Origin of the sequence: Bacillus bingmayongensis (assembly GCF_000299035.1) — a bacterium.
Lineage (GTDB): Bacteria > Bacillota > Bacilli > Bacillales > Bacillaceae_G > Bacillus_A > Bacillus_A bingmayongensis.
The window spans coordinates 1,027,482-1,048,479 of the sequence record NZ_JH921518.1 but is presented as its reverse complement, the minus strand read 5'-3'; the positions used below and the strand labels follow the sequence as shown (position 1 = coordinate 1,048,479).

Genomic DNA, 20,998 nt, shown 5'->3' with positions numbered 1-20,998 from the left:
GTGTTTTAATAAAAATCTTTTTAGTAGGTGTAATATGACGAAAAGATATGAGGAGTTTGACTCTCTAAGAGGATTAGCAGCACTTCTTGTAATAATCGGGCATCATATGATGTTATTGCCTGCGTACGAAAATTATCAATATGAGTTAAACAGCCCCTTCATCATTTATTTATTCAAGGAAACTCCTTTACGTCTTTTTTTTAGTAGCGGCAATGAATCTGTCATTCTCTTTTTTGTATTGAGTGGTTTTGTTTTGTATTTATCTATTAATAATGAGAAATTTCATTATGGTACATACATAATAAAACGGATTTGCCGAATTTATATACCATATTTAGTAGCAATCAGCATTTCTATTATTGCTAAAATGCTTTTTAGTCGTAATGATATGCCATTTATTAGTGAGTGGTTTAGTAAATCATGGACCACCGCAGACACATCAACTTTATTATTACAGCATCTTGTTTTTATCGGTCAGTATAACACAGACGCGTATAACAATGTTATATGGTCACTTGTTCATGAAATGAGAATTTCGATTATATTTCCATTTCTGACTTTTTTCTTTATACGCAAAAGTCTCAGATATTCCTTATTGTGGTTTATTGTTTTAAGCTTTTCTTCGATTATGAGTTTGTATTTGTTTGATTCTAGTAGAAGCATAACTAGTAGTTTTTTAAGTTTTCATTACATCACTCTTTTTTTTATGGGAGCTCTATTAGCGAAGTATCGTTATTTTATTTTTCATTACGCTTTAAAGATGAAAAAAATGGTGAAAATCGCACTGTTACTGATCGCAATTATTTGTTTTATGTACGAAGGAATGATTGGGGAAGTGGATTTTTTGAACAATTATGTATTGAGAGACTACGTTGTCTCATTTGGGATTTGTATGGTAATGATTATGAGTATCTCTTCAGAGACATTTAGTGCGTTATTAAGAAGAAAAGTATTTGTTTTTCTTGGAAAGATTTCTTATAGTCTTTATTTATATCATCTTGTTTCTTTATTCTCAGTTATGTATTTATTTTATGATAAACTACCTATTATATTAATAGTATTTCTTTCCTTTTTTCTTTCTTTTTTACTGTCTTCATTGGGATATCTATTTATTGAAAAAACCTGCATAAATCTTGGACGGTATTTAACTAGGAAAGGATAGAGATGATTTTTGAGTCCTTCAATAAATCGATAGAGTTCAAAGGGATATGGAATTCTATCTTCTGTTTATCATTTTAATCGAGAAGCCCCCGCCTCTAAACGAAGGGAAGGTGGGGGAGTTCAATGGTTTATAAGAATGCAATTTGAGGAGATCCTAAAACGTATCTTGAGGTTTTGGGATGTATGAGCATTTTTGTTCTTGTAACCTAAAAATAAAAAATAGTGTTCTTATTCCAAAGAAGAATATTAATATATTATTTTATTTTCCCTGCTCGGTGAAGATGTTCTTCAAGAATTCCGTATAAGCTTGGGTTTTCACGTTTTGATGTTGGATCATTGTTTACACTTGTTAATTTGCCACCAACATTCATGTGAATGTGGCCGTTTGACTCATTTAACCATATGTTTAATAGAAGAAACCCATCTGTTTTGAATAAAGCTTAATCAAAATAGATGAGTTTAATTTTATAGAGTTAGAGTTTTTATGAAAAATTTGATTAAACATTTAATAATACAATTTTTTATCTTCATTTAAGTATTCTTGCTTAAATAAAAAGAAGCATATTTCCATATCATTTTAACCGTTTATCATACATTAATTGAATCTGTACACCAAAAGGATCTTCAATAATACCATATGCTTCACTAAAAACATTTTTTTCTAATGGAGCGATTATTTTCACTCTTTCATCAGAAATCAAATTATTATAAAATCTTTGTATTTCTTCTAAATTAGCACTTTGTATACAAAGAGACATATTATTTCCAATTTTATAAATTTCACTTGGATTCATTGTGTCTTCTGCTATCATTAATTTTGTTTTCCCAATTTGCAAGACAGAGTGAGAAATATGGTTTTTGTTTTCGCTAGTAATTTCAAAAGAATCATCTCTTTTAGCCATATCTTCATACGTAACAATCATTAACTCTTTTGCCTCTAAATTGCTTGTGTAAAAATCTATTACCTCCTTAAAAAATATATTGATTTCTATTGTTTAATAAGAAAATTATAAATTTTTAAAAAAAACGAGCGATTACATTTTTATATCATGATAGCATTTGAAATGTATTAAATATTAATAGAGAAAGGAAAGAGAAACTATGAATATGAAAGTCGAAACTCTTCCAAAATATCGCATTGCATATGTGCGACAAGTTGGTCCATATGGTCCTGCCAGCATTCAAGCGATGGAAAAATTAAAGAAATGGGCTGTGGAGAAAAATCTTGCTAAATCGGCAATAATACTCGGAATTCCACAAGATAACCCTGAAACAACACTTCCTGAAAACTGTAGATATGATGCTTGTATTGTCATTTCAAAGGATTATCAAATTGATGATTCAATTTGCGAAAGTGAACTTTCTGGTGGAAAATATGTTATTTACAAAGTCAAACATACAGCGGAAGATATTCATAAAGCATGGGCTGAAATTTTTCCAGCTTTACAAAACAGTGGATATCAAATTGACAACAAACCGATTTTAGAAAGATACACTGCTGATATGATTAACAACCATTATTGTGAAATATGTGTACCTGTAAAACCGTTATAGTTTGATTAGTACGTATTTACAATGTCCATCACCAGAGAAAATTAAACATAGAAAAAGAAGAACAAGTGGCTTATCAGTAACGATAACTTCTTGTTCTTCTTTTATTATTTTGCTTCGTTTGTTGAACAAGAAGGGATGGACAGCACTGTTTTCTCCATAAATCATTACTGTCCTTTATAATTATCGCTTGAGTACTAATTGTATATTTGAGAAGGCGAATTACTTGAAAAGATTTATTATTTTAACCGAGAAGCCCCCCTCCTCTAAACGAAGTGAAGGTGGGGGATGAATCGGTTTTTTCTTTTTAAAGGGAAACTATTTTTGTAGAACGTATGTTCTTTTTATTGTATAATTGTCTTATCAAACAAAATGAGGTGAGAACAGGTGAAGAAAGCGTATTTTTCGAAACGAATCTATAAAAGAGATATGCCGTATGAAATGGTAGATATATTGACAAAGACAATCGAAACATTTAATCAGGCGAAACGCTTTGCGTTTCAAACAATCGTCCGAGAAAAATGTTGGAACCGTAAGATGTATACAGATAGTCTTCATCTTGTTCTCAAACGGAACTATCAATTGAATGATTACTATGCAAACAGTGCGATGCAAGAAGCAAAGGCGCTGTTTACAGGTTTAATGGAGTTACAAAAAATATATGAGAAGCAAACACAAGAGAAGATTAAGAAACTCAAGAAAAAGTTGAAGCAAGAACGGACAAAACTGACAAATCTTCGTAAAATCAAACAAAGTTGTGTGAAAGGAAAACTGACGTTTCCGAAAAATACCCGCTTCGCGAAGCACAACAATCTCATCTCCTTATCCCGTAAAAAAGACACGTTGATTTGGCTGAATGAATATCTGTTTGAGCACCAATACTTAGATATTCAAATCAAAAGGATTCAGGCGGAAATCGGCCTTTTAACCCACAGACAATACCGTTTAACTCAGAAACTTACATCATATAAAACACATATTCCAAGCGCAGTATTTGGAAGTAAAAGACTGTTCTGCTCTCAATTTACCATCGATGAGTTTGTACGTAATCATGATAAATGGAAAACATTATTTTCCCGTGCTCGAAATAAACAACTCATTCTATCTGGCCGTAAAGATGCCAAATATGGGAATTTTGTGTTTCGGTATGTGCCGGAGACAAAAGAATTATGGATGACGACAAGTTCCGGGAAAACACTTCAGTTTCCATTAGTTACGTTCCCGTATGGACAAGAAATGATTGAAGAAATAATCACAACCCAATTACAGTGTAAGAATAAGAAAAAACATGGTAAACCGATTGCCTGGTCTGTGGAAGATCATGGGGAGTATTACATTGTGAAATGTTTAGTCGATGTGCCGGAAAACCCTCACACGAATTACAGTACATCAGATGGTGTTGTTGGTGTAGATTGTAATCTCGAACATGTTGCTTGGGCAAATGTAACGAAGGATGGGAATTACAAAGGAAGTGGTTCCCTCCGTTTTTCTCTTCTGGGTAAATCCACTGGACAAATCACAAAGATCATCGAAGCGGAGGCCATTCGCTTAGTTGACTTAGCAGAGCGGTATAACAAGCCGATTGTCATCGAGAAGTTAGATACAACCCAATCGAAAACAGGGGATCGTTATGGAAATAAACGAGTGAATCGAATGAAGAGTATGTTTGCTTATGAGAAGATGACAAGTGCAATTCTCAGTCGTGCAGATAAAAGGGGTGTGGCTGTCTTTCAAGTCAATCCCGCTTACACTTCAATCTCAGGGAAGATGAAATATATGCGGAAATTGGGCATTTCTATTCATCAATCTGCAGCTTTTACGATTGGGCGCCGGGGGTTAGGGTATAAAGAAAAAGTGCCTGGGGTGCTTCAGCCTTATATTCCAAAGAAAGACGCGCACCACTGGAGCCATTGGCATCAATTAAACAATCGATTGGATATTCGTACGCATCATTTCTATCAGTTATATCATGTAAATCAGCCGGAAGAGGCATTACAAATCGAGCGATTAGACTTATTTGAAAGTGAAAAGAAAAAACTAGCAAAACTGTTGGCATAATGAAAAAAGAATCCCTGATCCCAGTCTCTTACACTTGTCACCAGAGCAGATAACAGGTCTAGGAACTGGATGCATGACAAGGTGTTCTTCACCTCGATAGAGGAAGAAAGTAGATATACCTTTTCTGTTTTCCACGGAAGAGAGAAAGAGGTCGTCTTGCCTAAAGACACTACCGAATTTCTATATCGTTGTATCCTCTTTGTTGAGCGAGAGGAAGTGTTTGTGTTTCGGCATAAACAATAGAATCCACCACCTCAAGCTCATGTAGAGGTAGGTGGGGGTAGTTCAATCCGATTGGTAATATCGTTCTTTTTGTATTCTATATCCTGGAAAGTCAAGAAGAGGATAACAAATATGGGCCAAAGCCTAAGTTTGATGTAGAGCACTAATATTCTTATTACTTTTTAAACAGATTGATAACCTATGGATATTTTCCTTATAGGTTATTAATCTATTTCTTTAATTTAAGGTATGTTTAGCTTTAAGAGGTACGGAAATGATTCATAAATTGACCTTACAGCATCATTATCAAATTTAATAAGGGAAAATTACGCCAGTAGTGAGCCGCGTTTTAAACTTTCGTCGGGATAATATAAGAAAAGCACATCTTTTGAGTGAAAGCGGTCATACGAGAGGGAAAATCGTTATTTGTATGAAACAGTAGTTTAGTGTACTTAAGTCTATAAATAAAAAACATAATGAAAAAATCCCTCTCACAACGTACTTTTTGAAGGAGAGGGATTTTTATGGACAGCATTAGCCAGGGGAGGAAACAACCTCACCCCAGCTTTTTTGTTGCTCTATTTCGGTAATGTGAATGTCACTTTTTTTCCTTGTGAAATGTCTTTTGCATCTTTATTTCTCATAGGTCCTAATTCGATCTCAAAGTTTTTGTCTTTCCAAATCTTTTCATATTGTTCTTGATCTAAAATGTAAACCTGTAATAACTCGCCAGATGTTCCGGCTTTAATCACATCACTATATCTGTAATTCAGCAACATGCCTTCACCAAGCATATACTGCGAGCCATCGTTAAGTGTTAGTTTAGAACTTATTGGAGACAACGCAATATCTTCAGCCTCTTTGTTATCGAGTTTAAATTTGACTGTCAGTAAAACAACGCCATTTTTGAAATTTTCAAACCGGGGAGCTTCAACGGAATTTGGCGTGAATTTGGTGAATTGATATCCGTCTAATGTAACATTGGTAGCACCTAATTCTTGGCTGTTATTAATGTTTGATTTCTCTTTTAGCATTGTCTTTTCGCCCAGGTTATCAACGGTTGCTTTATCTTGATAAAAAGTTTTATCTGTTGCAACCTTTTCAGCACCTTGTTTATTTAAACTTAACGCAAAATTCCCCGGACTTCCGATTGGAGCGTCATATTTTCCTTTATTAGCTTGCGCTTCAGGGACTTTGACTGATACCGTTGATAGCTCCAGAATTTTTGTTAAATCATCTTTACCGAATGGATAAGCAACATAACCAGAAACGGTTTTCCCTGCTTTTACTAAATAATCATTGTCTGGAGACAATTTTACAGATAATTGATCATCTTTTGGAATTAAATCTTTATAGTTACTATAAGCTTTCTGAGCGCCTGTAAATGTCATGTCTAAGGTTGGCATATAATAAACATCTTTATTTGAATTATTCTTTACACTATAGTGTGCAAGAATAACCCCACCATCTGTTTGATTGTTAAAAGGAATATTAAAATCGGTATGAAAACCATTCAATTCAACTAATGTATAGCTATCAAGCGATACTGAAACATCGTTTAATTTATGTACTTGCGGTTCTTTGTTTTCATAAAGGACTTTCGTTTTACCTTTTGTTTCTTTCTCCATATACGAGATAAGCTTTGAATAATTGTTTGAGTTAACTGCCGTATCTTCAGTGTTTTTATCTTCAGATTCTTTTTCTTTTGCTGTATCCGTTTTGTCTGCCTTATCTTCTTTTGCTGTATCGGTTTTTTCTGTCTTATTTTCTTTTGTCACATTCTCTTTTTGATCTTTATTTGCTTGATCACTTTGACCGCAGCCAGTTATCATAAGGGCTGCAATCATCACGACAGAAAATAAAGAAATTATTTTTTTTGACATTCTTCTTCCCCCTGTTTTTTCTCTATTAAACTTTTAATCTATACAATCAAATAATTGATTATATCCCCCTTGTCGGCTCCACGTTTCATTATAGAAAAAAGTTGTAACATTTACCAGCTTTTTCTAGTGCTTTATACCATTTAAGAGGGTAAATCTGTCTTTCAAAAAGAAAAGTATTTGAATGAATACAAGTGGAATGATTATTTTAACGCTTTTTATATCGGCAGCCACTTTAACGAAAAAGATGTAGAATTAGAATTCACACAAAAAGGTAAGTATAATCTTTATTTCACAGGGCAATCGCTTATGCAACTAAAATCCCCACTACGTTCCATGACATGGAAAAACGAACTACTTACAGATATAAGCTAAATCATACTATGTTTCTTAACCAAATTGATAAAAAATCCTGGGAACTATAGTTTCCTAGGATTTTTTATCAATAATTTTCATAGGGACCATATCAAGGTATTTGATAAACAAGGAAACTTCCATGCTTCGTTAGATTTAGATATTAATATTTAAAAATGAAATTAACTAAATGGAATCTAAACAAAAAATTAAAACCCGGAGTATAAATCAAGAATAAGATTTGTACTCCGGGTTTCAGTATTTTTAATTATGCGAAGTCGATAACAAATTCAAATGTGTTTTATTATGGTTGAATAAGAATGTATCCAAAAATTATCTTAATGTATCTTCGATTAATATTTTTTGTTTATAAATCATTCTGCCTTAAATTCAATCACTTGATCTTGATTTATTTTTTTTCCATCTAAAAGACCTTTTGCTGTTATGTAAATAATTGTTTTTTTGGAGTCTTCAAGTTGACCAATTGCATACGTTGCGGTGAAGCTGCCGGTGCTTAGTTTCCACTGTTCACCATTCCATCTGCCGGTTATTTTTTGAGCATCGGAAGCTTCGACTTTATCATCGTAATTTAGTGTACCAAACTCTGTTTTTAATGTATTGCTGGCAAAATCAATTTGAACTTTGTTTAATAATTGGATTTGAGAGCTAGTTTGAATCTCGTATACATTGTCTTTGACCTTTTTGAAGTGAATTTTCCCTTCTTGTCCTTTAACAAGTTTCATATATTGATCAGATGATAGGAACAGTTCATATTCTTCCTGTGTAATTCCCATATTTTCATGATATGCTAATCTTTCTCCAGGCTGTGCTGCTTTTATATACTCCATGTACCACGTATAATTTTTTTGAAGACTCGCTTGCATTTTTTTATTAATTTCCTCAAGTTTTTGTTTCATATCTTCCTGTATTTGTATTGTCATAATATCAGCAGGTGTTTCCGATTTTACTAATAATGGTGTAATGAAATCTTTTGTACTCTGATTAGTAGGAGATAAAACTTCTTCAGTTTTTTTCGAATTAGTATCTTTTTTATCCTCATTTTTTGTAGAGTTAGTTGTTTCTTCTGCCGTATTCTTTTTTGTATCGACTGGTTTACTTTCAGTAGAATTATTACATCCAGCTAATAAAAAGAAACTTGTAAGTGCCCCTAGTATGATTTTTTTCATTAAAAATTCCCCCATATTTTTTTCATAAAAACAAACAATACCATAATTATACATTCGAAATCTTACCATAACAATTTACTATTTCGAAAAATTCATTGGTAATTGGTGTTATCCCGTCGCTATCAAGTTAATACTTTGGCGTATCCCCAAAATGAAATTTTTAGAGGACAATTCATTTCTTAAGTTGATAGACGTGGGGGATTGTCAGCATGTTTCTACTCAAAGCTGCACTCAAAATAGTATCCGCTTTTGTTTGTGAACAGACCGCTGGTTGTGTGTATAAACAGGTCTATGGACGCATATCAAAGTAGTTTTTCTGTACTATTATAAATGGTGTAATGGTTATGTTTTTCCACATATCCTTTAATAAGGAGGTTATTAACATGACACGAAACACATCCGGTGAATGGTGGCTGTCTAAGAAGTGGGGATATGCAGCATCGGTCGCTCTCATTCCTTATGCCATTTTAAAGACGCTTTGGGCGTTTGGAGTTCCCTTATTGGTTTCTGAGAATGGTGTTGAGGCATTGCATGCATCTATAAGAACCAACGCTGATCAGGTTAGCCGTTTTTTGTATTCCTACGGGGTTGATCTAACTGTTATTTTAGCTATCATCGCTTCATTGCTTGCACTCGCGCTGGTTCGGCCATGGGGAGTGATTATCCCGAAAAGATTACCGGGCATTGGTGGACGGAAGGTTCCTGGCTGGCTGCTGCTCATTCCTGCTTGGCTCGGAGGGTTAACCTTTACCAGTGTCTGCATCGTGACATTTTATAAATTAAGTGTGGGTTCCATAAGACTCTCTGACATCCAGGATTTCGAGCCAGGAGTGATAATCCCGGTTTATGGAGGATTTTTTATATGGGGAGTGACGATTAGTCTGGCAGCTTTGTCCTACCAAATTAGAACGCGCGGTCATGGGCATTCTCGATAAATTAAGTGTCAAATGTGGTTTTAGGAGTTTTTGTAGGGACAGAACAGAAACGGAAATATATAATATTAATTTGTATCATAAGTATCTTATGTTTTCAAAAGAAATAGCTACTTCATTTTTAGATCCTTAGTACATTTTTAAAATTACAATGATACTATGAATCTGCAAATTTACAATGTGAAGTAAGTTTCACTCCAATCAAAAGGGGCAATCTCCTGTAGAAATTGCCCTTTTGATTTAATCTTGCTTAAGTAAAGTACCTGTTGGTTCACTAAACTAATTTGTACTTAAGAATATCATCCTCATATTCATTATCATTCATTTTAAATTCTTCAATTTTTCAATAAGAAAAAACAAATACATTACGGTTCATCTTTTGTAGTAACACTTAAACTGTTTTCTATTAATAGAGATAGAATTATTTTAGCTTGATAACGATGCTTGGGTACTAGAGTTGAAATGAAAAATTTTATTTTTACTATGATCAATAAAAAAGAAAGCAGTGTAAATATGAATCCGCTCCAGATAAGCTGGTGAATTCCTAATTGAGAAATGAACCAGCCGCCAATAGAGGTTCCTAAAGTAATTCCAAGGTTTGAAAACGAGACGAATAAGCTATTTAACCATACTAAGGGATTTTTAATTGTTTTGCATTCAAACTAAGAAAAAACAAAGATAAATTAATTCCAAAAATAGGTTAATAAATATGTACATTTAATTTATTATATAATAAAAAACGAACATTAGTTCTATTTTTATTGGGAAGGATGTGAAGTAATGAATTAAGTTATATAAGTATCTGCACGAGTATTTCTTTTCAAGTTATTAATTTTATACAGGGCTAACGAGTACTACTAAATTCTTTATTTAAGAATTAACAATGTTTTTAGAGGAATTCTTATGTTAGAAGGTTGAAATTTTGTATATGAATCAACAAATCTGTTTATCTTTAAAGATATGAAAGCGGAATTAAATTTCTGAATATTTTATACATAATAATTCAAAAGAAGTAAGGAATTTAATAAATGGTTATTCGTTTTTATGATGAACTAGGATTCATAAAAGGTTGAATAGATTGAAAATAATAACTTTAACAAAAAAAAATTATGTAAAATACACAAATAATGTTATATAATGATTTAACGATTATGAATACTTAAAGGGAGAAATGAAACTATGAAAAAACAGATTGCCGCACTTACGTTAGCGACTACTCTTGGTTTAAGCATTCAGCCAATTGTAAGTTCAGCAGAAACAGCTCAAAATACGCAAGCAACTCAGCAAAGTGATTGGGTAAAAGAAGAAACTGGAACATGGTTCTTCTATGAAAACGGTGCGAAAAAGACAGGTTGGCTTGCATTAGAAGGCAAATGGTATTACCTTGATCCAAATGCCGGTGGAGCGATGAAACTAGGCTGGGCACAAGTCGAAGGTAAATGGTACTACCTAAATGGTAATGATGGTGGAGCAATGAAAATAGGTTGGGAAAAAGTAGACGGAAAATGGTACTACTTAGATGGAAATAACGGCGGAGCGATGAAAACAGGCTGGCTCCAAGAGAATGGAAAATGGTACTACTTAGATGGAAATGATGGCGGAGCAATGAAAACAGGCTGGTTCCAAGAGAATGGAAAATGGTACTACTTAGATGGAAATGATGGCGGAGCGATGAGAACAGGCTGGTTCCAAGAGAATGATCAATGGTATTACTTAGATGCCAATAATGGTGGGGCCATGGTGAATGGTTGGAATAGAATTGATGGGAAAATGAATTATTTTAAAGATAATGGTCAATGGATAAATACTCGTGAATTAACAGTGACGTCAACAGCATATACAAATGATCCAGCAGAAAATGGTTATAGACCTGGGGAACATGTCAAAACAGCAATGGGCGATGATTTAACAGCTAATCCTAATTTGAAAGTGATTGCAGTAGATCCTTCAGTTATTCGTCTTGGATCAAAAGTTTATGTTGAAGGTTATGGACCAGCTGAGGCTAGAGATACTGGTAGTGCTATTAAAGGTAATAAAATAGATGTATTTACTCCTTCAAAACAGGAAGCAAGTAATTGGGAAAGAAAAACAGTTAAAATATACGTATTACCTTAAAAACAATATATCAATATATCTATTTATAAATTTAGTAGGTTATTAGGATTATGAAAAAACAAATTGCAGCACTTACATTAGCAACTACTCTTGGATTGAGCATTCAGCCAATTGTAAGTTCAGCCGAAACAGCTCAAAATATACAAGAAACTCAACAAAGTGGTTGGGTAAAAGAAGAAAATGGAACATGGTTCTTCTATGAAAACGGTGCGAAAAAGACAGGTTGGCTTGCATTAGAAGGCAAATGGTATTACCTTGACCCAAATGCCGGTGGAGCAATGAAAACAGGCTGGGCCCAAGTAAATGGGACATGGTACTACCTAAATGCCAATGATGGTGGAGCAATGAAAATAGGTTGGGAAAAAGTAGACGGAAAATGGTACTACTTAGATGGAAATAATGGCGGAGCAATGAAAACAGGCTGGTTACAAGAGAACGGCAAATGGTACTACCTAAATGCCAATGATGGTGGAGCGATGAAAACAGGTTGGGAAAAAGTAGACGGGAAATGGTACTACTTAGATGGAAATGATGGCGGAGCAATGAAAACAGGCTGGTTCCAAGAGAATGGCAAATGGTACTACCTAAATGCCAATGATGGTGGAGCAATGAAAACGGGTTGGGAAAAAGTAGACGGGAAATGGTACTACTTAGATGGAAATGATGGCGGAGCGATGAAAACAGGCTGGTTCCAAGAAGGAAGTGCATGGTACTACTTAGATGCGAATAAAGGCGGAGCTATGGTAACTGGACAAGCTACTATAGACGGAAAGACTTATGTATTTGCTGATAATGGTCAGTGGCTTGAAAATGCTGGAGAAGTTAGTGCATATGGTTACCAAATGCCTATAAAAAAACCAAATGTGAGTTCAGGGTACGGACCTCGTTGGGATGAATCTCATAAGGGTATTGACTTTGCAGCAAAAACAGGTACACCGATTATGGCTGCTAAATCTGGTACTGTAGAATTTTCTGGCTTTGGCTCACCTGGTTCATTTAACGACTATGGAAATGTTGTAGTTATCAAGCATGCAGATGGATATTACACGTTATATGCCCACATGAGTGAAAGAATAGCTCAAAAAGGGGATTATGTTCAACAAGGTCAAGTAATAGGTAAGGTAGGAGCAACAGGAAGAGTTACTGGTCCTCATCTACACTTTGAATTGAAAACGGAATATAAATTTGGTCAAATTAATCCAACTCCATATTTACCATTTAAATAGAATTTAAGATTCAACATTTAAAAGAGTGATATATATTAAATACAATACAGTTCTAAGAATGGAGAGAGAAATATGAAAAAACAAATTGCAGCACTTACATTAGCAACTACTCTTGGATTGAGCATTCAACCAATTGTAAGTTCAGCAGAAACAGCTCAAAATACACAAGCGACTCAACAAAGCGGCTGGGTGAAAGAAGAAAGTGGAACATGGTTCTTTTATGAAAACGGTGCGAAAAAAACAGGTTGGCTGGCATTAGAAGGCAAATGGTACTACCTTGATCCAAATGCCGGTGGAGCGATGAAACTAGGCTGGGCACAAGTAGAAGGTAAATGGTACTACCTAAATGCCAATGATGGTGGGGCAATGAAAATAGGTTGGGAAAAAGTAGATGGAAAATGGTACTACTTAGATGGAAATAATGGCGGAGCAATGAAAACAGGGTGGTTACAAGATAATGGAAAATGGTACTACCTAAATGCCAATGATGGTGGAGCGATGAAAACAGGTTGGGAAAAAGTAGACGGGAAATGGTACTACTTAGATGGAAATGATGGCGGAGCAATGAAAACGGGCTGGTTACAAGATAATGGAAAATGGTACTATCTAAATGCCGATGATGGTGGAGCAATGAAAACAGGTTGGTTCCAAGAAGGTAGTACATGGTATTATTTAGATGCCAACCAAGGCGGCGCAATGGTAACTGGACAATTACAAATCGACAATAAATGGCAATATTTCACTTCTAGTGGTCACTGGGTAAAGGTTCTTGATGTTGCTCAAAATTATTTGGGTGTTCCTTATGTATGGGGAGGTAAAGATGCAAGAGGTCTTGATTGTTCGGGATTTGTTTATTATTCATGGAATCAAGCAGGATATTCAAGAGCATATCAGACTTCTCAAGGATTATATAATAACTCCCAAAGAATTAGCAGAGCTAATGCTGAGCCAGGAGATTTAGTATTTTTTAGCGAATCACATAGTGCAAGCAACATTACTCATGTAGCTATTTATCTTGGCGGAGATGATATTATTGAAGCTGCTAGTGGAAAAAGTATGAAAGTTAAATATTCTAAGTTATCTACTTCTTGGTATAGTAATAACTTGGTTGGATTTGGAAGAATAACGAATTTTTAATAGATAATATTTAAGGTTGTATATATTAAACTGTTCTGGCTTTGTTAGTCATGTTTTTAATCACGTAGGATATCTGGTATTCTGACCAATATCACAAGGGCTTTATAATTTCTAAAAAATATAAACCCTCAACTTGGTGATTTAGTTTTCTTCCACAGTACATATGATGCTGGTGGGGGTCATGTAGATATCCGAGTTTTAAATTGACCTTATAATCGTAAGCACTTTGTTGGATACGGAAGAATCCAATAATGCCGTTAAGAAGAACGTTTTAATAAGAAAAGGGAACTCTATATATGAGTTCCCTTTTCTCATTCTCTCTATAATGATTCACCCTACGAGTCCCTACTATTCTAGTTTCGTTTATAAACATTTGGTATAATGTTATACTGGTATTATAAATATTTATATCTTCAGATTTACACATAATAGTTCATTACTCATGAAAGAAAAGAGGTACAAAATGATGAGTACGAAAAAAACAGTAGCAATCTCTACACTAGCTTTAGCGATGATAGCGGGAGCTGACACAATTAACGCTGAAGTGCCTGATACCGTCAAAATACATGATTCTATCAAACAACAAGCAGACGAAAAGTTATCCGAACTAAATCAGGCGAAACAAAATGCAGAAGAGCGAGTATCAGAATTAAAACAGGCGAAGCAAAATGCGGAAGAGCGAGTATCAGAATTAAAACAGGCGAAGCAAAATGCGGAAGAGCGAGTATCAGAATTAAAACAGGCGAAGCAAAATGCGGAAGAGCGAGTATCAGAATTAAAACAGGCGAAGCAAAATGTGGAAGAAAAAGTATCTGAAGCGAAGCAACATGCAGAAGAGCGAGTATCAGAATTAAAACAGGCGAAACAAAATGCAGAAGAGAAAGTATCTGAAGCAAAGCAACATGCAGAAGAGCGAGTATCAGAATTACAACAGACGAAACAAAATGTAGAAGAGAAAGTATCTGAAGTGAAGCAACATGCAGAAGAGCGAGCAGCAGAATTACAACAGACGAAACAAAATGTAGAAGAAAAAGTAACTGAAGCGAAACAACATAGAGAAGAGCGAGTATCAGAATTACAACAAATTAAACAAAATGCAGAAGCGAAATTAGCGGAATTAAAACAGACAAAACAAAATGTAGAAGAGAAAATAGCAGAATTAAAGCAGATTAGGAAAGATGCAGGAGCGAAAATATCTGAAACGAAGCAACGTAGAGAAGAGATAGCATCAGATTTAAAACAGATACAGCAAACGATAGAAAGTAAATTAAACGAATTAACACGTACGAAGCAAACGATAGAAGAAAAAGTATTAGAGTTAAAACAAATGAAGCAAACGATGGAAGATAAATTAGCGGAATTAATGCGTACAAAACACGCTGTAGCAGAAGAGAAAATAGCAGATGTGAAGCAAACAAAGCAAGCGATAGATGAGAAATTAAATGAATTAACACGTGCAAAGCAAGATGTGGAAGCAGAGATAGCGGAATTAAAACAGGCGAAGCAAAATGTAGAAAATAAAGTAACGGAATTAGAACAGAAGAAACAAACGAACACGCCTCTTAAAGTGGAAAATGATAAGAGAGAACTTCCTAACGCCGGGGGAACGGAATCTAATACAACTACTCTAGGAATGTTATCCATTCTAGGTGGAATTGTATTAATCATGCGCAATAGAATTAAAAAAATGTTTCAATAAAATTAGTAAATCAAAACTGTTTTTTGCAATAATTTATATGGTTCTGTTGCAAAGTTTTTAAAACTAAGCTAAACTTTTGCAAAACAGAGTGAGGAGAATCATACATGAGATATTTTAAAGGAAAGCAATTTAAACAAGATATTATTTTGGTAGCCGTTGGCTACTATTGTCGCTTTTCTTTAAGCTATCGTGATGTCTCTGAAATTTTGAATGAACGTGGTGTTTCAGTTCATCCTACAACCATCATGCGCTGGGTTCATGAATATGGAAACCTTATCTATCAAATTTGGAAGAAGAAAAATAAAAGCATAGAACTATCTTGGAAATTGGATGAGACCTATATAAAAGTCAAAGGAGAATGGCGTTACCTGTACCGTGCAATTGATAAAGAAGGATACACATTGGATATTCAACTTCGTAAAAAACGGGATCATCAGGCTGCATATACCTTTATAAAAAGGTTAGTGAAAACGTTTGGAGAACCAACGGTTCTAACAACAGATAAAGCACCAGCATTACTTTGTGCATTCAAAAAATTAAAGGAACAAGGCTTTTATAAACGTACAACTCATTGTACAGTCAAACATTTGAACAATCTCATCGAACAAGACCATAGACATGTAAAAAGGCGTTTTGCCAAATCTGCAGGATTTCAAAGTATTCGTCATGCTTCACGTACCTTGAAAGGCATTGAAACCGTTCATGCTCTATATAAACGAAAACGAAGTTTGCAACAACCAAACTTCGTTTTTTCGACGTACAATGAATTACAACAATTACTAACGATTGCATAAAATCCATCTGCAATCATACCAACTTTTTATCTGTTAAGAAACTTTGCAACAGAACCATTTATATTCCTAAGGAGTGTCTCATAAGTCAAATTTTTGACTATGGAACACTCCTTTTTGTTTTTTTGTAGATGAATAGGTTGGATTATTCTAGTTTGATGAATCAGAACCATCACCGCCAGTGTCTGAATCATGATCAACACTTTCGTTTTCACTAGCACTTTTCATAGCTGCAGTAACAAAAGTTGCTGTCATCACGGCGTCCATCCACTCTGCTTCGGCATCTTTCGTAGTTATATTAGAGTCTTTATGTCCTAATGTATCTGTTGTGGAAGAATGCTGTTTTAGTTCTTTTTCAACAGAACGATGCTTATTCATCGGTTTTCCGAAAATCTTCATGAGTACTAATAAGATGAAACAAGCTATGGATACGATTAGGATAAACAAAATGCAGTATAAAACTAAATCCAATATTTCTGTCGTATGTACATCGTCCTTTCTTAAGGGAGCGTTCATGTTCTAAACAAGTGGTATATAAAGTTAAACAATAACAAAAAATTCGGTGCAATGAAATAACAAATTGAATAAAATATAGATTTGAGGGATAGCTAAGGTAGCTTTTTTTCGTTTCAGAGTTCATCTAATAGTCTGTATTTTACGATATGCGTAAAAAATGTAATGACGTATAATGAAATAGAATCTTTCAAATGAGGTGAAGTAGATGGCTTTCCGTATTGTTCGAAGTAACTAGTTTTCGGGTTGGAAAAAACGCGTACCAACCATCAAGGGAGAGGTCTGCCCTTTTTTGAAAATAAAAACTTTGAATCCATTGTGATAGTCGCTTTTTTTATCGAACTAAGAAACTGGCCGACTTTATTAAAAGGTCCCAGAAACTTAGTTTTTACACTCTTTTGGAAGGTGGATATACAATATGAATGAGTTAGATTATAAAAAATTTTATGATAAAGTCGGAAGATTAATCGGCTGGGATTTTAGTAAACTGAAATACGAAACTGAAGGTGCGTTATGGGAGTTTTATGAAGAAGTGATAGAGAGATGCAAACCCTCAGATGTTTTGCTAGATATTGGTACAGGTGGGGGAGAGAATGTATTAAAAATTGCATCGGCAGCTTCAAGTATAATGGGGATTGATAATTCAAGTGGAATGATAGAAATGGCACAGTCTAACTTGGAAAAAGCGTGTGTGTCAAACGTTCAATTTTTCAAAATGGATTCTGAAGATTTAAGATTTCCGAATGATTTCTTTGATATTGTGTCTTGTTGTCATGCACCTTTTATGGCGACAGAAGTAGCAAGAGTAATAAAAAATGGCGGTGTCTTTTTAACGCAGCAAGTCAACGAACGTGATAAATGGAACTTAAAAGAAGCGTTTGGAAGAGGGCAATGCTTAGGAGAAAAAGACGGTACATTAAAAGAAAAGTATGTTCGAGAGTTAAAGTATGCGGACTTTCATGATGTGCAAATTTTAGAGTATGATGCCATTGATTATTACCAAACACCTGAAGATCTCATTTTTCTATTAAAGTACACGCCTATCATACCAAGATTCGGTGAAGAAAAAGATGATTTTGACATTTTGGAAAAATTCATCATAACAAATAAAACAGAAAAAGGAATCCGTACAAATTCAAAACGTTTTATGATAGTAGCTTATAAATCTTAACATTTGTTACCGAACAAGGAGATTCATTATAAAAGCCGATCTCGCATTTCAAGGAGAACGGCTTTTTTGTGGTACTTGTGGTTAAAATATCATTAAACGAGCTTATACATTAGAATATCATCTACATATTCATTATCATTCATTTTAAATTCTTTTATTTTACGACCTTCTTCAATGAAGCCCATTTTTTTATACAAAGAGATTGCGCTATAATTTGTTGAGAAAACTCCTAAACTTATTTTCTCAATAAGAGGATTTTTCTCAGCCCAGTCTAGTAAAGCTTGTAGTAGCATTTTCCCAATTCCGAGTCCTCTATAATTTTTACTGATCATGATTCCAAAGGAACCTGTATGAGACAATCGTTTTTTGTTTTCGGTAAGAAATACAATCCAACCAACAACTTCACCATCTTTTTCAGCTACAAGTAATGTTTCTTTTTCATTTTCCAATACGCCCTGTACCCATTCTCTTTGTTCGGATGAAGTTTTTTTAAACTCTTCAGGTAACGAAATGAGAAAGTGACCTTCAGAAACAACGGATTTCTGTATGTCTAAAGTTGCTTCGGAATCTTCTACCTTTCCTATACGAATCGTGTAATTAGCAGTATCTTTTGGAATTGGCAATGATATTCCCCCCTTATAAAATCTTTTGTTATTATTCTATCTCTCTTTTAGAAACTCCTACTTAAATGAAACTGCTCCGTTTTTTTAGAAGGAAGTTTTTAGTTATTGGCGTATCTATTAAGTTGTCATTGGATTTCAGAAACTTTGGCGATGGGAAGGGTTAGATATTTACTCATATAAGGGAGTGGGAAGGTCTATGATTAGTAAAGTCGGTCAAGTTATGTTGTATGTAAATGACCAAGATGAAGCGGTGGACTTTTGGACAGAAAAAGTAGGATTTACTGTAGTTTCTGAAGAAAATAATGGTCAAGGAATGAGATGGATTGAAATTGCTCCAACAAAGGGAGCAGAAACAAGCATCATTCTGCACAATAAGGAATTCGTTGCTCAAATGTCACCTGGATTAAATCTTGGTACACCTTCTTTAATGTTTTTTACGGAAAATCTCGATGAATTACGTAGCAACTTATTAAATAAAAATATCACAGTCGGAGAAATTGTAAATATGCCTTCAGGTAGAGTATTTAACTTTGCGGACTATGAAGAGAATTACTTTGCTGTGATGGAGAAGAAATAAACTAAATCAATATTCATTTTAGGCGGCTGACAGGAATTGTCGGCCGCCTTTTTGGCTACCAGCTAGCCACCTCAACATTAGCTTTTAACCATTTTTCCCAAAGTGGATCTTCTATTTTAAGTAAGCTTAATGAAGTGCCTTGCATATCTAAAGAGGTTAGATGGGTTCCGACTTTTACAAATCGAATATCTAATCCTTCAAGTTCACATAAACGGCGAATGTCATTTGCGAATATATACTGTTCCATTAATGGGGTAGCACCTAAGCCATTAATGAGGATTGCAAACTTGTCACCTTTTTTCCAGCGGTAAATACTTTTCAGTTTATTCATTAGCTCAATAGCCAATTTTTCAGAAGAAGATAATACTTCTTTTCGGTATCCTTTTTCTCCGTGGATGCCGACTCCATAGAAAACTTCATTGTCTTGTAAAGTAAAAGAAGCTTTGCCTTGGACAGGGTTAGTCGCTGGGGAGAGCGCGACTCCTAATGTATGCAGATTACGGCTGACGGAATGGCCGATGTCCGTTAATTGCTGTAATGAGTAGCCTTCAAGAGCTGCTGCTCCGAGTATTTTATGAACGAAAATCGTCCCAGCTACTCCTCGTCTTCTTTTGTTAAAGGAAGCATCGTCTTCAATAGAAACATCGTCATTCACAATGACATGATCAATAAGTCTTCCTTCCTCTTTTGCCAAAGATTCAGCAGTTAAAAAGTTTTCTACGTCAGCTTTAAAGTTTTTTATGATTAATAGGATACTCTTGCCCTTAGGCACAGAGCGAATTGCTGCTAATATTTGTTCTGATGTAGGGGGGGTAAAGATTTCGCCATTGACTGCTACTGACAGCATTCCTTCTCCTACATAACCAACATCAGCTGGTTCATGCCCGCTACCGCCGCCGCTTATGATGACAACATCTTGCTCAATTTCAGCAAGGTCTTTCCGGTAAATGATGTTGTGTTCTCGGTTATAAGATATTCTATCGTTATGTTCAAAATAAAAGCCATGTAACATATCCTGAACAATATTTTGAACATCATTCATAATTTTTTTCATTGTTTTTCCACCTTATGATTTGTTTGCTGATTGCTTTAGTAAAAGGACTAATTGATTGTTTATCATATTTTTCATCATCGAAGACATGATAGATGGGTCTACAGCGCAATGATTTTCAATCCAATTTTTTATTGTTCCAACAAAGCCATGACTATAAAAAGAGGCTAGTGTATCTTTTTTCACCTCAGAAATCGCTAATTTACAGCCAATTAATAGCTCATCGATAATCTTGATGTATAAGTTTTTCGTATGTTCGAATAGATAATAATTAAATGAATTTTGCTCGATTACTTTAAATGCATTTAGGTAGAACCTCTGATTTTGGTAAAAGTAATGGAATAATAGGTCGAAAATATTTTCCCATTTTTCATAATCAAGAAAGTCTATAATATTTTCCTTCGTTTCTTCTTTATAAATCCAACCTAACAATTCAAATTTATCTTTAAAATGATAGTAAAAGGTTTGCCTGCGCATTTGACAATTCAACATAATATCACTCACAGATATTTTATGAAAAGGTTCTGTTTCCATTAATTGTTTTAGCGAGTTCGCTATGATTTTTTTTGAAATGATAGAAGAGGTCATTATAATCATCCCTACAACTTTATTCGTTTTTAATAATTAACATCCTAGTCTATAAATGAAGTGGGTGTCTTTAGACAAATCGTTCATTTTGTCCGTTTACCATAAAACGCTTTCATTTTACTATAGTTAATAAGAATGCGCTTTCAAATATATCATAATTCA

Annotated in this window: 19 protein-coding genes and 1 pseudogene; 12 read left to right on the top strand and 8 right to left on the bottom strand. The window is 34.4% G+C overall.

The window, feature by feature from the left end; genetic code table 11:
- Nucleotides 1–34 precede the first annotated feature (34 nt).
- Nucleotides 35–1,162, top strand: a complete 1,128-nt coding sequence (locus Y7E_RS0119950; protein WP_017153035.1) for an acyltransferase family protein — start codon at nucleotides 35–37, stop codon at nucleotides 1,160–1,162.
- A gap of 571 nt (nucleotides 1,163–1,733) precedes the next feature.
- On the opposite strand, the gene Y7E_RS0119940 is transcribed toward Y7E_RS0119950, so the two are convergent.
- On the bottom strand, nucleotides 1,734–2,153 hold the full coding sequence (locus Y7E_RS0119940) for a VOC family protein (protein ID WP_026049277.1): 420 nt from the start codon (nucleotides 2,151–2,153) through the stop codon (nucleotides 1,734–1,736).
- Nucleotides 2,154–2,262: 109 nt separating this feature from the next.
- On the opposite strand from Y7E_RS0119940, the gene Y7E_RS0119935 reads away from it, so the two are divergent.
- The 3 genes from Y7E_RS0119935 to Y7E_RS35080 all read left to right on the top strand — a co-directional run bounded on the left by Y7E_RS0119935 (nucleotide 2,263) and on the right by Y7E_RS35080 (nucleotide 5,434).
- Complete coding sequence (locus Y7E_RS0119935) at nucleotides 2,263–2,715, top strand: AraC family transcriptional regulator (RefSeq protein WP_017153032.1); 453 nt, start codon at nucleotides 2,263–2,265, stop codon at nucleotides 2,713–2,715.
- A 384-nt stretch (nucleotides 2,716–3,099) separates the two neighbouring features.
- Nucleotides 3,100–4,770, top strand: coding sequence for an IS200/IS605 family accessory protein TnpB-related protein (locus Y7E_RS0119930; protein WP_017153030.1), 1,671 nt, complete (start codon nucleotides 3,100–3,102; stop codon nucleotides 4,768–4,770).
- Between the two features lie 547 nt (nucleotides 4,771–5,317).
- Entirely contained in the window at nucleotides 5,318–5,434 is a 117-nt protein-coding gene (locus Y7E_RS35080; RefSeq protein ID WP_081584678.1) for a zinc-binding dehydrogenase, read from the top strand.
- Nucleotides 5,435–5,570: 136 nt separating this feature from the next.
- Here the strand turns inward: Y7E_RS35080 and Y7E_RS0119925 are convergent, their stop codons facing one another.
- Both Y7E_RS0119925 and Y7E_RS0119920 read right to left on the bottom strand, forming a co-directional pair.
- Nucleotides 5,571–6,875, bottom strand: coding sequence for a DUF5068 domain-containing protein (locus tag Y7E_RS0119925; RefSeq protein ID WP_017153029.1), 1,305 nt, complete (start codon nucleotides 6,873–6,875; stop codon nucleotides 5,571–5,573).
- Nucleotides 6,876–7,600: 725 nt separating this feature from the next.
- Complete coding sequence (locus Y7E_RS0119920) at nucleotides 7,601–8,413, bottom strand: hypothetical protein (protein ID WP_017153027.1); 813 nt, start codon at nucleotides 8,411–8,413, stop codon at nucleotides 7,601–7,603.
- Nucleotides 8,414–8,796: 383 nt separating this feature from the next.
- Here Y7E_RS0119920 and Y7E_RS0119910 point away from each other — a divergent pair, with 383 nt between their 5' ends.
- Entirely contained in the window at nucleotides 8,797–9,348 is a 552-nt protein-coding gene (locus tag Y7E_RS0119910) for a hypothetical protein (RefSeq protein WP_017153025.1), read from the top strand.
- Between the two features lie 423 nt (nucleotides 9,349–9,771).
- Here Y7E_RS0119910 and Y7E_RS31990 read toward each other — a convergent pair.
- Nucleotides 9,772–9,968 (bottom strand): annotated as a pseudogene (locus tag Y7E_RS31990) (MFS transporter); the annotation flags it as partial.
- Between the two features lie 556 nt (nucleotides 9,969–10,524).
- Between Y7E_RS31990 and Y7E_RS31045 the strand changes: the two are divergent.
- From Y7E_RS31045 to Y7E_RS0119885, 5 genes are all read left to right on the top strand, one after another.
- On the top strand, nucleotides 10,525–11,460 hold the full coding sequence (locus Y7E_RS31045; protein ID WP_017153024.1) for a 3D domain-containing protein: 936 nt from the start codon (nucleotides 10,525–10,527) through the stop codon (nucleotides 11,458–11,460).
- A gap of 50 nt (nucleotides 11,461–11,510) precedes the next feature.
- Nucleotides 11,511–12,686 carry a peptidoglycan DD-metalloendopeptidase family protein gene (locus Y7E_RS34800; protein ID WP_017153023.1) on the top strand — a complete coding sequence of 392 codons (1,176 nt, stop codon included), beginning with the start codon at nucleotides 11,511–11,513 and terminating at the stop codon, nucleotides 12,684–12,686.
- Nucleotides 12,687–12,758: 72 nt separating this feature from the next.
- Complete coding sequence (locus Y7E_RS0119895) at nucleotides 12,759–13,823, top strand: NlpC/P60 family protein (protein ID WP_017153022.1); 1,065 nt, start codon at nucleotides 12,759–12,761, stop codon at nucleotides 13,821–13,823.
- 463 nt (nucleotides 13,824–14,286) lie between these two features.
- Nucleotides 14,287–15,522, top strand: coding sequence for an LPXTG cell wall anchor domain-containing protein (locus Y7E_RS0119890; RefSeq protein ID WP_017153021.1), 1,236 nt, complete (start codon nucleotides 14,287–14,289; stop codon nucleotides 15,520–15,522).
- Nucleotides 15,523–15,626: 104 nt separating this feature from the next.
- Entirely contained in the window at nucleotides 15,627–16,316 is a 690-nt protein-coding gene (locus tag Y7E_RS0119885; RefSeq protein ID WP_017150282.1) for an IS6 family transposase, read from the top strand.
- A gap of 147 nt (nucleotides 16,317–16,463) precedes the next feature.
- On the opposite strand, the gene Y7E_RS30105 is transcribed toward Y7E_RS0119885, so the two are convergent.
- Nucleotides 16,464–16,712, bottom strand: coding sequence for a hypothetical protein (locus Y7E_RS30105; protein WP_026049276.1), 249 nt, complete (start codon nucleotides 16,710–16,712; stop codon nucleotides 16,464–16,466).
- A gap of 532 nt (nucleotides 16,713–17,244) precedes the next feature.
- Between Y7E_RS30105 and Y7E_RS0119875 the strand changes: the two genes are divergently transcribed.
- Nucleotides 17,245–17,997, top strand: coding sequence for a class I SAM-dependent methyltransferase (locus Y7E_RS0119875; protein WP_017153019.1), 753 nt, complete (start codon nucleotides 17,245–17,247; stop codon nucleotides 17,995–17,997).
- A 92-nt stretch (nucleotides 17,998–18,089) separates the two neighbouring features.
- Here Y7E_RS0119875 and Y7E_RS0119870 read toward each other — a convergent pair whose 3' ends face one another.
- Nucleotides 18,090–18,620, bottom strand: a complete 531-nt coding sequence (locus tag Y7E_RS0119870) for a GNAT family N-acetyltransferase (RefSeq protein ID WP_017153018.1) — start codon at nucleotides 18,618–18,620, stop codon at nucleotides 18,090–18,092.
- Nucleotides 18,621–18,816: 196 nt separating this feature from the next.
- On the opposite strand from Y7E_RS0119870, the gene Y7E_RS0119865 reads away from it, so the two are divergent.
- The gene (locus Y7E_RS0119865) at nucleotides 18,817–19,197 is read left to right on the top strand and encodes a VOC family protein (protein WP_017153017.1); all 381 of its coding nucleotides are present in this window, start codon (nucleotides 18,817–18,819) and stop codon (nucleotides 19,195–19,197) included.
- A 55-nt stretch (nucleotides 19,198–19,252) separates the two neighbouring features.
- Here the strand turns inward: Y7E_RS0119865 and dhaQ are convergent, their stop codons facing one another.
- Together dhaQ and dhaS are read right to left on the bottom strand one after the other, a co-directional pair.
- The gene (gene dhaQ / locus Y7E_RS0119860) at nucleotides 19,253–20,251 is read right to left on the bottom strand and encodes a DhaKLM operon coactivator DhaQ (RefSeq protein ID WP_017153016.1); all 999 of its coding nucleotides are present in this window, start codon (nucleotides 20,249–20,251) and stop codon (nucleotides 19,253–19,255) included.
- Between the two features lie 12 nt (nucleotides 20,252–20,263).
- Nucleotides 20,264–20,836 carry a dihydroxyacetone kinase transcriptional activator DhaS gene (gene dhaS / locus Y7E_RS0119855; protein ID WP_017153015.1) on the bottom strand — a complete coding sequence of 191 codons (573 nt, stop codon included), beginning with the start codon at nucleotides 20,834–20,836 and terminating at the stop codon, nucleotides 20,264–20,266.
- Nucleotides 20,837–20,998: the final 162 nt, after the last annotated feature.

Coding starts and splice junctions, on each gene's coding strand:
- Y7E_RS0119950 (WP_017153035.1), top strand. CDS start 35: ATGACGAAAAGATATGAGGAGTTTGACTCTCTAAGAGGATTAGCAGCA.
- Y7E_RS0119935 (WP_017153032.1), top strand. CDS start 2,263: ATGAATATGAAAGTCGAAACTCTTCCAAAATATCGCATTGCATATGTG.
- Y7E_RS0119925 (WP_017153029.1), bottom strand. CDS start 6,875: ATGTCAAAAAAAATAATTTCTTTATTTTCTGTCGTGATGATTGCAGCC.
- Y7E_RS0119920 (WP_017153027.1), bottom strand. CDS start 8,413: ATGAAAAAAATCATACTAGGGGCACTTACAAGTTTCTTTTTATTAGCT.
- Y7E_RS0119910 (WP_017153025.1), top strand. CDS start 8,797: ATGACACGAAACACATCCGGTGAATGGTGGCTGTCTAAGAAGTGGGGA.
- Y7E_RS31045 (WP_017153024.1), top strand. CDS start 10,525: ATGAAAAAACAGATTGCCGCACTTACGTTAGCGACTACTCTTGGTTTA.
- Y7E_RS34800 (WP_017153023.1), top strand. CDS start 11,511: ATGAAAAAACAAATTGCAGCACTTACATTAGCAACTACTCTTGGATTG.
- Y7E_RS0119895 (WP_017153022.1), top strand. CDS start 12,759: ATGAAAAAACAAATTGCAGCACTTACATTAGCAACTACTCTTGGATTG.
- Y7E_RS0119890 (WP_017153021.1), top strand. CDS start 14,287: ATGATGAGTACGAAAAAAACAGTAGCAATCTCTACACTAGCTTTAGCG.
- Y7E_RS0119885 (WP_017150282.1), top strand. CDS start 15,627: ATGAGATATTTTAAAGGAAAGCAATTTAAACAAGATATTATTTTGGTA.
- Y7E_RS30105 (WP_026049276.1), bottom strand. CDS start 16,712: ATGAAGATTTTCGGAAAACCGATGAATAAGCATCGTTCTGTTGAAAAA.
- Y7E_RS0119875 (WP_017153019.1), top strand. CDS start 17,245: ATGAATGAGTTAGATTATAAAAAATTTTATGATAAAGTCGGAAGATTA.
- Y7E_RS0119865 (WP_017153017.1), top strand. CDS start 18,817: ATGATTAGTAAAGTCGGTCAAGTTATGTTGTATGTAAATGACCAAGAT.
- dhaQ (WP_017153016.1), bottom strand. CDS start 20,251: ATGAAAAAAATTATGAATGATGTTCAAAATATTGTTCAGGATATGTTA.
- dhaS (WP_017153015.1), bottom strand. CDS start 20,836: ATGACCTCTTCTATCATTTCAAAAAAAATCATAGCGAACTCGCTAAAA.